Below are 14,079 nucleotides of genomic sequence, written 5' to 3'. Positions count from 1 at the left end.
GACCAATGCGACGCGCAACAAAAATGGGAGCCAGCGGCTCCCATTTTTTATGGTTCGGCGCGAAGTTGCGCCGCTTCAGTCAGGCTCAGAAACAGATTCAGAAGCCTTCGTCCGCCGACAGGTAGCGCCATTGACCTTGCGGCAGCGCGCCCAGCAGGACCTGGCCCATGCGCACGCGCTTCAGACCGACGACGTGCAGACCGACCAGCTCGCACATACGACGGATCTGGCGCTTCTTGCCTTCGCGCAGCACGAAACGCAGCTGCTCGCCGTTCTGCCAGCTCACTTGTGCGGGCTTGAGCGGTACGTCGTCGAGCGCGAGGCCGTGGCGCAGTTTCGACAGCAGCTCGGCCGGGAAGTGTTGATCGACTTCGGTCTCGATGTCGCCATAGGTGACGCGCACGAGGTATTCCTTGTCGATGTCCGAGCTTTCGCCGATCAGTTGCTTCGCCACGCGGCCGTCTTGCGTGAGCACCAGCAGGCCGGTCGAATCGATGTCGAGGCGGCCGGCCGGCGCGAGCGTGCGCAGGTGTTGCGTCGAGAAGCGGATGCCCGAGCGATCGCCTTCCCAGTGGTTCTCGCCGTTGACCAACGTGACGGCGGGTTCGTAGCCGTCTTCGGCCTGGCCGGACACGTAGCCAATCGGCTTGTGCAGCAGGATCGTCACCTGGCGAGCCTGGGCGGCGAGCGCGGCGGGATCGATTTCGATGCGTTGCTCGGGCGTGACCTTGGCGCCGAGCGTATCGACCACGACGCCGTCGACGAAAACCCAACCCTTCTCGATCCACTCATCGGCTTCGCGGCGCGAGCACAGGCCCAGCTCCGACATGCGCTTGGACAGACGCAGTGCGTTGTCGCCGTCGACTTCTTCGCGTTGCGGCGCGGATTCGCGGCGGGGGGCTTTGTCGAAGGACTTGCCAGCGGGTTTGTCGCCGAACTTGCGCGGTGCTGCGCCGTCGCGGTCATTGCCGTACGACGACTTTACCGGGCGGGCAAAGCGGCGTTCGCTCGAATCGTCGCGCGGACCGAACGAACGGCGTTCGCCATCATCGCGGCGCGGCGGGCGGCGGTCACCGCCGTCTTCGCGGCGCGCGAAACGGCGCTCACCACCATCTTCACGCGGGCCGAACGAACGACGCTCGCCGTCATCGCGACGCGGCGGGCGACGATCACCACCGTCTTCACGTGCACGGAACGGACGACGTTCACCACTATCTTCGCGCGGGCCAAACGAACGGCGTTCGCCATCATCGCGGCGCGGCGGGCGACGATCGCCGCCATCTTCGCGTGCACGGAACGGACGACGCTCACCACCATCTTCACGCGGACCAAACGAACGGCGCTCGCCGTCATCGCGACGCGGCGGACGACGGTCACCGCCGTCTTCGCGGGCGCGGAACGGACGACGCTCACCACCATCTTCGCGCGGGCCAAACGAACGACGCTCGCCGTCATCGCGACGCGGAGGACGACGATCACCGCCACCTTCGTCACGGCGCGGGAAACGACGCTCACCATCTTCACGCGGTCCGAACGAACGACGCTCGCCATCATCGCGACGCGGAGGGCGACGATCACCGCCGCCTTCGTCACGGCGCGGGAAACGACGCTCACCACCATCTTCACGCGGACCAAACGAACGACGCTCGCCATCATCGCGACGCGGCGGACGACGGTCACCGCCGTCTTCGCGGGCGCGGAACGGACGACGCTCACCACCATCTTCACGCGGACCAAACGAACGGCGCTCGCCGTCATCGCGACGCGGCGGACGGCGATCACCGCCACCTTCGTCACGGCGCGGGAAGCGACGCTCACCGCCATCTTCACGCGGACCGAACGAACGGCGCTCGCCATCATCGCGACGCGGGAAGCGGCGTTCGCCACCATCCTCGCGCGACATCGGCTTGCCGGGGCGCGCAGGCTTGTTGCCCGCAGGTTTTGCGAAAGCCGGCCGTGCGTCAGCGGGCCGCGCTTCAGCCGGCCGCACCGGTTTGCGGGCGGTCGTGCTGCCGCGTCGGACGGGGGAGCGCTCCGGCGTGGCCGGGCGCGGGTGTTTGGCTGTGAGTTTGGCTCGCATGATTCAGGTAATTCGCTTTGACTTTCACACTGCTATCGCGCGCAGCAGTTCGGTTTCGACACGGATCTGCAGGCGGTTGTCGGAAAGTCCCGAGCCGTCCAGCAGAAAAACGTCTTCGACGCGCTCGCCGAGTGTGTTGATCCGCGCCGCATGGACGCCGACCCGGTGCTCGGCCAGCACGCGCGCGATCGAATAAAGAAGGCCCGGCCGGTCGTTGGCCGACACGGACAGGATGTAGTACTGGCCGCGCTCGTCGGCCCGCAGGTCGACGCGCGGCGTCACCGGGAAGGTGCGCGACAGTCGCGAGAGCCGTCCCTTCGACGGTTCCGGCAGCACATGGCTTTCGGCCGCGAGGCGTTCGGCGAGTTCCTGTTCGACCAGGTTCGCGATGTCGCGGTAATGCACGTCGCCCTCGGTATGGGCGACGATGAAATTGTCGAGCGCGTAGCCGTGGCGCGTGGTGCTCACGCGTGCGTCGAGCACGGACAGGCCGCTGCGGTCGAAGTACGCGCACATGGTCGCAAAGAGATCAGGACGATCCTTCGCGTAGACCAGCACCTGCAAGGCTTCGCCGATCGGCGAGGGCCGCGCGCGCACCACGGGCGCGACCGTTTCGACGTGACGGTAGAGCACGCGCGTCTGCCACGCGATATCGGCGGCGTCGTGGCGCAGGAAATAGCCGACGTCGAGCTTGTCCCACAGCGCGCGGTGCGCGTGCTCTGGCACGGTTTCCAGCCGCAGCAGCGCAAGCGCCAGCTCCTGGCGCGTCTTCAGTTCGGAATGCGTATCGGGCCGCGCGCCGCCGAGCACGGCCAGCGTCGCCCGGTAGAGGTCTTCGAGCAGCTTGCCCTTCCAGTTGTTCCAGACCTTCGGGCTGGTGCCGCGAATGTCGGCCACCGTCAGCAGATAGAGCGCCGACAGACGGCGCTCCGTGCCCACCAGATCGGCGAACCGCTTGACGACTTCGGGATCGCTCGTGTCCTGCTTCTGCGCAACCTGGCTCATGGTCAGATGCTGCTGGACCAGCCACACGATCAGATCGGCGTCCTCGCTGTCGATGCCGTGTTCGCGGCAAAAGCGCCGCGCGTCGGCCATGCCGAGTTCCGAGTGATCGCCGCCGCGCCCCTTGGCGATGTCATGAAAGAGCGCCGCCACGTAGAGCACCCAGGGTCGCTCGAAATTGGCGATCAACTGGCTGCAGAACGGGTATTCGTGCGCGTGCTCCGCCACGGCAAAGCGGCGGATGTTACGCAGCACCATCAGGATGTGCTGATCAACCGTGTAGACGTGATAGAGGTCGTGCTGCATCTGTCCGACGATGCGCCGGAAGTTCAGCAGATAGCGCCCGAGCACGCTGGTCTGGTTCATCAGCCGCATGGCGTGCGTGATGCCCGCCGGCTGCTTCAGAATTTCCATGAAGAGGCGGCGGTTTTCCGGGTCGCGCCGCCAATGCAGATCCATCTTTTCGCGCGCGTTGTAGAGCGCGCGCATGGTGCGCGCCGAGAGCCCCTTTACGCCGGGAACCTGCTCGTAGAGCAGAAAGGCTTCGAGAATCGTATGCGGTTCGCGCTCGAACACATCGTCTGCCACGATTTCGATCATGCCCTGTTTTTCGACGAAATGGTCCGACAGGGTGCGCGTGATGCCGCTGGTGCTCGGGAAGAGCTGGGCCTCGATGTTCTGGATCAGGATGCTGGCAAGCTGCGTGACGGCCTTGGCAGCCCAGTAATAGCGCCGCATCAGCTGCTCGCTGGCGCGCCGCGCGCTGCTGGCCTTGAAGCCAAAGCTTTCGGCCACGGGCGTTTGCAGGTCGAAAACCAGAATGTCCTGGCGGCGTCCGGCGATCACGTGCAGGCGCGCGCGTAGCGCTTTGAGGAACGCTTCGTTACGGCGCAGTTCGCGGGCTTCGCGCGTGGTGATCAGGCCGCGCTGGTCGAGTTCCTTCCAGCTGCTGCCGAATGCCGCGGCTTCGGTGATCCACAGGATCAGTTGCAGGTCGCGCAGGCCGCCGGGGCTTTCCTTGACGTTCGGTTCCAGCGCGTACGGCGTGTCCTGGAAGCGCGCATGGCGCTGGCGCATTTCCAGCACTTTGGCCTGGAAGAAGGCGCGCGGGTCCATGGCGTCGCGATAGCGCTGGGCGAAGTCGCCGAACAGCGTCGTGCTGCCGGTGATGCGGCGCGCTTCGAGCAGCGAGGTCCGCACCGTTACGTCGTTGGCGGCTTCTTCGAGGCACTGCGAAACGCTGCGCACGCTGCTGCCGATTTCCAGCCCGAGATCCCAGGCGAGGCCAATGAAGCGTTCGATGCGTGCTTCGAGCGGCGCGAGCGCTTCATCGTCGGGCAACAGCACGAGGATGTCGACGTCGGAAAAGGGCGCGAGTTCGCCGCGACCGAAACCGCCCACGGCCACGAGCGCCAGCGATGCCGGCAGTTCGCACAGATTCCATGCGCTGCGCAGGGTTTCGTCGGTGGTGCGGGCGAGGGCGCGCATCAGCGAATCGACGTTGGACGCGCTCTTGAAGCGTTCGAGCAGCTCGGCCTTGGCGGCCTTGTAGTCGGACTTCAGCGACGACGTATCGGGTGCGGCGACGGCGAGAACGCTCATGGGGTCGGAGTGGTGATGGCGCGGTTGGGAGGGCGCGGGCCAGACTGGCAGGCCGTGTTTTACGGGGCGGCCTCGGGCCGTTGCCGTTTAATACCGTTTGATACCGTTCAATACCGTTCAATACCGTTCAATACCGTTTAGTGCGGCTTACTGCGTAGTGCGTTCGCAGGCTTCCCGCCTCGGGCGGGAAGCCGATACAACCTTAAGCCGTCGCGCCTGCCGCTGCTTGCGCGACGATCGCCGGCTTCGCGGGCGTGCCGGCCGATACCGTCAACACCTCGTAGCCGGTTTCCGTGACGAGCACCGTATGCTCCCACTGCGCCGACAGGCTGCGATCCTTGGTCTTGACCGTCCATTGATCCGGCATCGTGCGGATGTCGCGGCGGCCCGCATTGATCATCGGCTCGATCGTGAAGATCATGCCGGGCAGCAGTTCCACGCCGGTGCCGGGGCGGCCGTAATGGAGCACTTGCGGCTCGTCGTGGAACACGGTGCCGATGCCGTGGCCGCAGTATTCGCGCACCACGCTATAGCCCTGGGCTTCCGCGTAACGCTGGATGGCGTGGCCGATGTCGCCCAGTTTGCCGCCAGGACGCACCTGGTCGATGCCGAGCCACATACATTCATAGGTGGTCTGCACAAGACGCTTAGCGAGAATCGAGCCTTCGCCGACGATGAACATGCGGCTGGTGTCGCCGAAGTAGCCGTCCTTGATGACCGTCACGTCGATATTGAGCGTGTCGCCGTTCTTCAGCGCCTTGTCGCCCGGAATACCGTGACAGATCACATCGTTGACCGACGTGCAGATGGCCTTGGGGTAGGGCGGGTAGCCGGGCGGCTGGTAGTTCAGCGGCGCGGGCACGGTGCCCTGGACGTTGGTCATGTATTCATGACAGAGGCGGTCGATTTCGCCGGTGGTGACGCCTGCCACAACGAAGGGCGTAATGTAGTCGAGCACCTCGCTCGCCAGTCGGCAGGCGACGCGCATTTGCGCGATGTCGTGTTCGGTCTTGATCGAAATGGCCATGGTGTGCGCCCGAAAATGCAGTCGAATATCGAATTATCGCACCTTATCCCCCCGGTCGCTGGCTTTTGAAAATGCGCTGCGCGGCCGGCGACCAGTGCCCGAGGGTATTAGCCGTCTTGAGACATGCACATTTTGCGTGCTATACTCTTCGGCTAAGTCGCTCCCGTCCCGTTCATGAGAACTGGAACCGGGCAGTGGCTTGGTAAGTAGCAAGCAAGAAGCAAGCAAATCGTGAAATCGCGAGCCGGCGCACCCAGGGTGTCGGGCGCGCCAGTCCTGAATCTATATAAGGCAGGGCGGCGCATCTGATACGGCAGCCGGCTTAAGAAACCAACCCTAGCGGAGAATCAAACATGGCAGTTACCATGCGCCAAATGCTGGAAGCAGGTGTCCACTTCGGTCACCAGACGCGCTTCTGGAACCCGAAGATGGCCCCCTTCATTTTCGGCCATCGCAACAAGATTCACATCATCAACCTCGAAAAGACGCTGCCGATGTACAACGACGCACTGAAGTACGTGCGTCAGCTGGCATCGAACCGTGGCACGATTCTGTTCGTCGGCACGAAGCGTCAATCGCGTGACACGATCGCTGAAGAAGCAAACCGCGCTGGTATGCCGTTCGTGAACGCACGCTGGCTCGGCGGTATGCTGACCAACTTCAAGACGCTGAAGGTTTCGATCAAGCGCCTGAAGGACATGGAAGCAGCAGTTGAGGCAGGCGAACTCGAAAAGATGAGCAAGAAGGAAGCGCTCCTGTTCGAACGCGAAATCGCCAAGCTGCAAAAGTCGATCGGCGGCGTGAAGGACATGGGCGGCATTCCGGACGCAATCTTCGTGGTTGACGTCGGCTACCACAAGATCGCTGTGACGGAAGCCAACAAGCTGGGCATCCCCGTCATCGCCGTGGTCGACACGAACCACTCGCCGGAAGGCATCGACTACGTCATCCCGGGTAACGACGACGCCAGCAAGGCAGTCGCCCTGTACACGCAAGGCGTGGCAGACGCGATCCTCGAAGGCCGTGCGAACTCGGTGAACGAAGTGGTCGCAGCTGCACGCGGCAACGACGGCGACGACGAGTTCGTCGAGGTCAACTCGGAGGCGTAAGCTGCCCCCGTGTCCGGCAAGAAAAGGGGGCTTTCCATAGGCCCCTTTTTTTTAAGCCGTGGCATTCGACGCCGCGTCATATGGGCGGCACCGTAGTCCTGTAGAAGCAGCTGTAAAAAAGCGTTTCAGCACGGGCATAAACGGAAACGAATTCCTGCTGGCCGCATCGAAGCATGCGGCTGGCGCGTACCAGACAGACTCAAGGAGCGAATGATGGCGGCAATTACCGCAAGCATGGTGGCAGAACTGCGCGCGAAGACCGATGCGCCGATGATGGAATGCAAGAAGGCGCTGACGGAAGCCGACGGCGACCTGGCACGCGCTGAAGAACTCCTGCGCGTCAAGCTCGGCAACAAGGCGAGCAAGGCTGCATCGCGCGTCACGGCTGAAGGCGTGATCGCTTCGTTCATCGGCGGCAATGCTGGCGCCGTGGTCGAACTGAACTGCGAAACCGACTTCGTTGCCAAGAACGACGACTTCCTCGCATTCGCAAACACGGTGGCCGAACTGGTCGCTACGCAAAACCCGGCTGACGTCGCTGCCCTGTCGGCTCTGCCGCTGGAAGGCTCGACGGTCGACGCAGTGCGCCTCGCACTGGTCGGCAAGATCGGCGAAAACGTTTCGATCCGCCGTTTCGCGCGCTTCGAAACCGCCAACAAGCTGGCTGCGTACCTCCACGGCACGCGTATCGGCGTGCTGGTCGACTACACGGGCGCAGAAGAGCAGGTCGGCAAGGACGTGGCGATGCACATCGCTGCAATGAAGCCGGTTTCGCTGTCGTCGGACGACGTGCCGGCCGAGCTGATCGCCAAGGAGCGCAGCATCGCTGAGCAGAAGGCTGCTGAATCGGGCAAGCCGGCTGAAATCGTCGCCAAGATGGTTGACGGTTCGGTCCAGAAGTACCTGAAGGAAGTCTCGCTGCTGAACCAGCCGTTCGTTAAGAACGACAAGCAGACGATCGAACAGATGCTGAAGGCTGCTAACAGCTCGGTGCAGAAGTTCGCGCTGTTCGTCGTTGGCGAAGGCATCGAGAAGCGTCAAGACGACTTCGCAGCCGAAGTGGCCGCGCAAGTCGCTGCTGCAAAGCAGCAATAAGGCCGCGCAAGCCTTGGAGCAGCAAGCTTCAAAGCAGTAAAAGCCGTACCGCAGTACCGTAGCAAGCCGCGGCGGTGTTTCACAGCCGCGGTGGGCAGCGTAGCGACGCCCGAATAGCGACGCCGGGCATGGCGGTCATCCGCCGTGCCTCGTGGCGCAAATCTTCGCTATTTCTGGTGGCGCTTGCCCCAAGCCGTATTTCACCCCTACAGTTTCAAGTTATTGCCCTGTTAGTGCCTTTTGCGCGCGATCCTGGATACCTCCATGCCCACACCCGCCTATAAACGCGTCCTGCTCAAACTTTCCGGTGAAGCCCTCATGGGCGATGATGCTTTCGGCATCAACCGAGCCACGATCGAACGGATGGTGGCGGACGTGGCCGAGGTCGTGCGCCTGGGCACCCAGCTCGCCGTCGTGATCGGCGGCGGCAATATCTTCCGCGGCGTCGCGGGCGGCGCGGCCGGTATGGACCGCGCCACGGCCGACTACATGGGTATGCTCGCGACCATGATGAACGCGCTCGCGCTGCAGGACGCCATGCGTCACGCCGGCATCGAAGCGCGCGTCCAATCCGCGCTGCGTATGGACCAGGTGGTCGAGCCGTACATCCGCCCCCGCGCAATCCGTCAGCTCGAAGAGGGCAAGGTCGTGATTTTCGCGGCCGGCACGGGCAACCCGTTCTTCACCACCGACACCGCCGCTGCGCTGCGTGGCGCGGAAGTGGGTGCGGAAGTGGTGCTCAAGGCGACCAAGGTGGACGGCGTCTACTCGGCCGACCCCAAGAAGGACCCGACGGCCACGCGTTACTCGACGATCAGCTTCGACGAGGCAATCGGCCGCAATCTGCAGGTGATGGACGCCACGGCCTTTGCGCTGTGCCGCGACCAGAAGCTGCCCATCCGGGTTTTTTCGATCGTCAAGCCGGGCGCGCTCAAGCGCATCATTCAGGGCGAAGACGAAGGCACGCTCGTCCACGTGTAAACTCTCGTCTCACGCGAGATCGATCTCGGGCCGCGCCGCCCACATGCGCGCTGGCGGGCCCGTACCGTAATGAAGGTTCGGAGGTATCAAAATGGCTGTGGCTGACATCAAGAAGGGCGCTGAGCAGAAAATGCAGCGCTCGATCGATTCGTTCAAGGGCGACCTGGCGAAGATCCGTACGGGCCGCGCCCACACCGGTCTGCTCGACCACATCCAGGTCGACTACTACGGTTCGCCGGTGCCCATTTCGCAGGTCGCGAACATGACGCTCGTCGACGCCCGCACGATCGGCGTGACGGCGTGGGAAAAGAAGATGGTCCCGGTCATCGAAAAAGCGATCCGCGACTCGGAACTCGGCCTGAACCCGGCAACGCACGGCGATCTCATTCGCGTGCCGATGCCCGCACTGACCGAAGAGCGCCGCAAGGAACTCACCAAGGTCGTCAAGAACGAAGGCGAAACGGCGAAGGTTGCCGTGCGTAACCTGCGGCGCGACGCCAACGAGCAACTCAAGAAGCTCGTCAAGGACAAGGAAATCTCGGAAGACGACGAGCGCCGCGGCAGCGACGAAGTCCAGAAGCTGACGGACCGCTTCGTGACCGAGATCGACAAGCTCGTTCAGACGAAGGAAGCCGAAATCATGACGGTCTGAGGCCGCAAGGCTTCCAGTCCCGCCAGGGTTTCCCTTTCTTTTTCGCAGTCTTAGTCCGACGGCCATGACCTATACCAGCTCAACCGTTCACGTGCCCGATGTGGCCGCCGTACCGCGCCACATCGCGATCATCATGGACGGCAACGGCCGTTGGGCAACGCAGCGCCGTCTGCCGCGCGTCGCAGGCCATACGCGCGGCGTGGACGCCGTGCGTTCGGTGGTCGAGGCATGCGTCGCACAAGGCGTCGAATTCGTCACGCTGTTCGCTTTCAGTTCCGAGAACTGGCGGCGTCCCACTGACGAAGTCTCCTTCCTGATGCGTCTGTTCGTCACCGCGCTCGAGCGCGAAGTGGCGCGCCTGCACGCGAACGGCATTCGCCTGCGCGTGGTGGGCGACCTGTCGATGTTCAACGAACGCATCCAGGACCTGATTCGCCGCGCGGAAACCAAAACCGCGCGCAATACCCGCCTCACGCTGACCATCGCCGCCAACTACGGCGGCCGTTGGGACATCATGCAGGCCACCCGCAAGCTGGTTGAGGCTTCGGTGGCGGCAGGCGAGGCGGTGCCGGTGACCGAAGACACGGTCAGCCAGTATCTGGCCATGAACTACGCGCCGGAGCCGGATCTCTTTATCCGTACTGGCGGAGAGCAGCGCGTGAGCAATTTCTTGCTCTGGCAGCTCGCCTACGCAGAATTCTATTTCACCGACACGTATTGGCCGGATTTCGATGCAGACGCGCTCAATCGCGCCATCGCGTCCTACGCCGATCGTGAACGCCGCTTCGGCCGTACGAGCGCCCAGCTCGTCACTCAAAACCAGAACGCCGACTCGCTTTCATGCTAAAGACCCGTGTCATCACGGCGATCGTCCTGCTGGCCGTCTTCCTGCCGGTTACGCTGTTCGCGCCGGTGGCCGCCTTTGGCGCGCTGATCGGCCTCGTGGTGGTGTTTGCCGCGTGGGAATGGGCGCGCCTGCTCAAGGCCGGCAAAGTCGGTTCGATCGTCTACGCGGCTATCGCCGCCGTCCTCGTCTTCGCCAGCACGCGCCTTGAATCCGCGCGGCCGCTCTATCAGGCTGCGGGCATTTTTTGGCTCGTCGCCGGTCCCTATGTGCTGGTGCGCAAGCCGGTGCTGGCCGCGGGCGCCTGGCGCGCTTTCCTGCTGGCAGCCGGTTTTGTCCTCTTCGCCGCCTGCTGGCACGCGCTGGTTGGCGCGCGTGCGCTTGGCGTAGGCTTCGTACTCTCGCTTTTGCTCGTGGTGTGGCTGGCCGATATCGGCGCATACTTCTCGGGCAAGGCATTCGGAAAGCATAAACTGGCCCCCTCGATCAGCCCGGGCAAGACCTGGGAAGGTGCGGTGGGCGGCTGGGTCGCGGTGATGGTCGTGTCGGTTGCCGCGCTCGTGCTGCATGCTTTCGAGCCCACCTTGTATTCGGCGCTGGCTGCCCAGCTGGGCGTTGGCCGTGCGCTCTTCGTGCTTACGGTGCTGGTCGCGTTCAGCGTGGTCGGCGATCTGTTCGAGTCGATGCTCAAGCGCCAGGCTGGCGTGAAGGATTCGAGCGGCCTCCTGCCTGGTCATGGCGGAGTCCTCGACCGCATCGACGCGCTGTTGCCGGTCCTGCCGCTGGCCATGCTGCTGCTCGGCTAACGCCAAACGCGTCCGGTTAGAGAAATGAAAATGCAAAAACGACTCACCCTGCTCGGTTCCACGGGCTCGATCGGAGACAGCACGCTTGACGTCGTCGCACGTCATCCGGATCGCTTCTCCGTCTACGCGCTCACGGCGCACCGCAACGGCGACAAGCTCGTCGATCAATGTCTGCGTTTCGCGCCCGAAGTGGCCGTGGTCGGCGACGCCGCAACGGCCCAGGCCGTCGAGCAAAAGCTGCGCGCGGCGGGCTCGAAGACGATCGTGACCCATGGCCCGCAGGCGCTCATCGACGTGTCGAAAAGCGACGGTTGCGATACGGTGGTTGCGGCCATCGTCGGTGCGGCGGGTCTGGAGCCTTCGCTCGCGGCGGCCAAGGCCGGCAAGCGCATCCTGCTGGCCAACAAGGAAGCGCTCGTGATGTCGGGTGACATCTTCATGGACACGGTTCGCGACAGCGGGGCGGTGCTGCTGCCGCTCGACAGCGAACACAACGCGGTGTTCCAGTGCATGCCGCATGACGGCGCACACGGCGGCGTGACGAAGATCATTCTGACCGCGTCGGGCGGCCCGTTCCGCACGCGCGAGCCGTCGACGCTCGTGGACGTGACGCCGGAACAGGCCTGCAAGCACCCGAACTGGTCGATGGGCCGCAAGATTTCGGTCGACTCGGCCACGATGATGAACAAGGGCCTCGAAGTGATCGAGGCGCATTACCTGTTCGATTTGCCGGGCGATCGCATCGACGTGCTGATCCACCCGCAAAGCGTGATCCACTCGATGGTGTCGTATGCGGACGGTTCCGTGCTGGCGCAGCTCGGCAACCCCGACATGCGTACGCCGATCGCGCACGCGATGGCTTACCCGGACCGGATCGATTCGGGCGTCGCGCAACTCGATCTCGCGCAGGTCGCAACGCTCAACTTCGAGAAGCCCGATTACGAGCGTTTCCCGTGTCTCGCGCTGGCAATGAAAGCGCTGGCCGAGGGCGGCGTGGCGAGCGCGACGCTCAACGCGGCGAACGAAGTCGCGGTGGAAGCGTTCCTGAATCGCCGTATCGGCTTCATGGCGATCGCGCAGACGGTCGACGCCGTGCTGAACGCGCTGCAGAACCGCAGCGCGACAAGCCTCGACGTCGTGCTCGAAGCCGACGCCGCCGCGCGCCGCGCGGCAAACAAGATCATCGACAGCCTGCCGGTGCCGGCCTGAGGCGTTAAGCCTTTCAGGCCCCGCCCGGGACACCCGCGCAGCTACGGCTGGCGTCCCGGCGGCTCATGAGGTTCGGCCTGCAGGCCAGGCCGCTCCCCGCACTGGCGTGCTGCTTCCAGCATAGGAGGCGCATATGAATCTGCTCACCGAACTGGTGGCTTTCGTCGTGGCGATTGGCGTACTCGTCGTCGTTCACGAATATGGGCACTACAGTGTCGCGCGCTTGTGCGGCGTCAAGGTTCTGCGATTTTCCATCGGTTTCGGTCGTCCGCTTTTGCAGTGGGTCAGCAAGAAGAGCGGCACGGAATGGACGATCTCGGCGTTGCCGCTCGGCGGCTACGTCAAGATGCTCGACGAACGCGAGTTCGCCGACCGGCCGAACTCAATTTCCCCCGACGATCTCCCGCATGCCTTCAACCGTCAATCGGTCGGCAAGCGCATCGCCATCGTCGCCGCGGGTCCCATCGCCAATTTCATTCTTGCCATCGTGCTGCTCGCGGTCGTTTATGCGAGCGGTGTGAGCGAGCCTGCCGCGGTCGTGGCCGCGCCGCCGGCGCAGTCAGTCGCTGCGCAAGCGGGTTTTCAGGGCGGCGAGACCGTGCTGGCCGTGAGCGCGGCCAATGGCAACGGCATGGAGCCGGTGCGCTCGTGGGCCGATCTGCGCTGGAAGCTGCTTTCGGCGGCGTTCGATCATCGTCATGTGGTGCTGTCGGCGCGTGATGGTCACACTGGAAATGCGGGTAACGCGGGCTCGGCGAGTTCCGACTATTCGCTTGATCTTTCGCATCTCCAGAGCAAAGACCTCGACGACGATTTCATGTCGCGGATCGGTTTCGAACCGGGCGGCGGCACGCTGCGCATTGCGGGTGTGGAAGCGGGCAGCGCGGCGCAGCAGGCGGGGCTGCAAAAAGGCGATCGTCTGAGTGCGATCGACGGACATCCCGTTGATAGCGCAAGCAGTTTCATCACGTACGTGAAGGCGCATGCGGGCAAGCCGGTGCAGTTGCAGATCCTGCGCGGCGGCCCGCTGCCGGACGCAGGCAAGGACAGCGCGCTGGCCGACGAACAAGGCGATGCACAGAGCGCCGCGTCCAGCACGGGAACGGCAACGGCATCGACGCCGCAGACGCTGACGATCACCGTTACGCCCGCCATCCAGCGCGATGAAGAAACCGGCCAGCAGGTCGGCCGTATCGGCGCTGCGCTTTCCGCGCAGGGGCCTTCGGTGGAGGTGCGCTACGGGCCGCTCGAAAGCGCGAGGATGGGGGCGAACCGCACGTGGGACATCGGCGTGTATTCGCTGCGGATGTTCGGCCGCATGCTCACGGGCGAGGCTTCGCTGAAGAATCTTTCGGGTCCGGTGACGATTGCTGACTATGCCGGCAAGAGTGCAAGACTCGGGCCGTCGGCTTTCCTTTCCTTTCTCGCCCTTGTCAGTATTAGCCTTGGCGTACTCAACCTGCTCCCAATTCCGGTATTGGACGGGGGGCATCTGTTATATTATGCGGTTGAAGCCGTAACGGGCAAAACCGTCTCGGATCGCTGGCAGATGGTGCTACAGCGTGCGGGACTTGCCTGCATCGTCGCGCTGTCGGCGATCGCGTTGTTCAATGACCTGGCTCGGTTAATCCATTTTTAAAGATGTCTGGCGGCGTCCGAGGGCGGGCCGCCT

The 14,079-nt window shown here is 63.9% G+C and carries 12 protein-coding genes; 9 read left to right on the top strand and 3 right to left on the bottom strand.

Features of this window, described 5'->3' with window-relative positions:
- Positions 1-97: 97 nt before the first annotated feature.
- Positions 98-829, bottom strand: coding sequence for a pseudouridine synthase (locus F3J17_RS36565; RefSeq protein ID WP_345891150.1), 732 nt, complete (start codon positions 827-829; stop codon positions 98-100).
- Between F3J17_RS36565 and F3J17_RS36560 the strand changes: the two genes are divergently transcribed.
- Positions 713-2,101 carry a hypothetical protein gene (locus F3J17_RS36560; RefSeq protein ID WP_345891156.1) on the top strand — a complete coding sequence of 463 codons (1,389 nt, stop codon included), beginning with the start codon at positions 713-715 and terminating at the stop codon, positions 2,099-2,101. The genes F3J17_RS36565 and F3J17_RS36560 overlap by 117 nt on opposite strands.
- Before the next feature lie 3 nt (positions 2,102-2,104).
- Here the strand turns inward: F3J17_RS36560 and F3J17_RS08035 are convergent, their stop codons facing one another.
- Positions 2,105-4,684 carry a [protein-PII] uridylyltransferase gene (locus F3J17_RS08035; protein ID WP_167055881.1) on the bottom strand — a complete coding sequence of 860 codons (2,580 nt, stop codon included), beginning with the start codon at positions 4,682-4,684 and terminating at the stop codon, positions 2,105-2,107.
- A 202-nt stretch (positions 4,685-4,886) separates the two neighbouring features.
- Positions 4,887-5,711 (bottom strand): type I methionyl aminopeptidase, encoded by an 825-nt coding sequence (gene map / locus F3J17_RS08030; protein WP_167055878.1) that lies wholly within the window; start codon positions 5,709-5,711, stop codon positions 4,887-4,889.
- A gap of 353 nt (positions 5,712-6,064) precedes the next feature.
- Here map and rpsB point away from each other — a divergent pair, with 353 nt between their 5' ends.
- The 8 genes from rpsB (at position 6,065) to rseP (ending at position 14,046) form a co-directional block, all read left to right on the top strand.
- On the top strand, positions 6,065-6,820 hold the full coding sequence (gene rpsB / locus F3J17_RS08025) for a 30S ribosomal protein S2 (RefSeq protein ID WP_167055875.1): 756 nt from the start codon (positions 6,065-6,067) through the stop codon (positions 6,818-6,820).
- A 213-nt stretch (positions 6,821-7,033) separates the two neighbouring features.
- Positions 7,034-7,915, top strand: a complete 882-nt coding sequence (gene tsf / locus F3J17_RS08020; RefSeq protein WP_167055872.1) for a translation elongation factor Ts — start codon at positions 7,034-7,036, stop codon at positions 7,913-7,915.
- 264 nt (positions 7,916-8,179) lie between these two features.
- Positions 8,180-8,896, top strand: a complete 717-nt coding sequence (gene pyrH, locus F3J17_RS08015) for a UMP kinase (protein WP_027814826.1) — start codon at positions 8,180-8,182, stop codon at positions 8,894-8,896.
- A gap of 91 nt (positions 8,897-8,987) precedes the next feature.
- Entirely contained in the window at positions 8,988-9,548 is a 561-nt protein-coding gene (gene frr / locus F3J17_RS08010) for a ribosome recycling factor (RefSeq protein WP_167055869.1), read from the top strand.
- 64 nt (positions 9,549-9,612) lie between these two features.
- Entirely contained in the window at positions 9,613-10,395 is a 783-nt protein-coding gene (gene uppS, locus F3J17_RS08005; RefSeq protein WP_167055867.1) for a polyprenyl diphosphate synthase, read from the top strand.
- A complete protein-coding gene (locus F3J17_RS08000) occupies positions 10,389-11,198 on the top strand; it encodes a phosphatidate cytidylyltransferase (RefSeq protein WP_167055864.1) in 810 nt (269 codons plus the stop codon). The genes uppS and F3J17_RS08000 overlap by 7 nt, the downstream gene beginning before the upstream one ends.
- A 30-nt stretch (positions 11,199-11,228) precedes the next feature.
- On the top strand, positions 11,229-12,407 hold the full coding sequence (locus tag F3J17_RS07995) for a 1-deoxy-D-xylulose-5-phosphate reductoisomerase (RefSeq protein ID WP_167055862.1): 1,179 nt from the start codon (positions 11,229-11,231) through the stop codon (positions 12,405-12,407).
- 133 nt (positions 12,408-12,540) lie between these two features.
- Positions 12,541-14,046: an RIP metalloprotease RseP gene (gene rseP / locus F3J17_RS07990; protein WP_167055860.1), complete on the top strand. Its 1,506-nt coding sequence runs from the start codon at positions 12,541-12,543 to the stop codon at positions 14,044-14,046.
- Positions 14,047-14,079 lie beyond the last annotated feature (33 nt).

The sequence above is a fragment of the Burkholderia sp. Ax-1719 genome (assembly GCF_011753055.1).
Taxonomy (GTDB): domain Bacteria; phylum Pseudomonadota; class Gammaproteobacteria; order Burkholderiales; family Burkholderiaceae; genus Paraburkholderia.
This window is presented reverse-complemented; position numbering and strand designations above follow the sequence as displayed.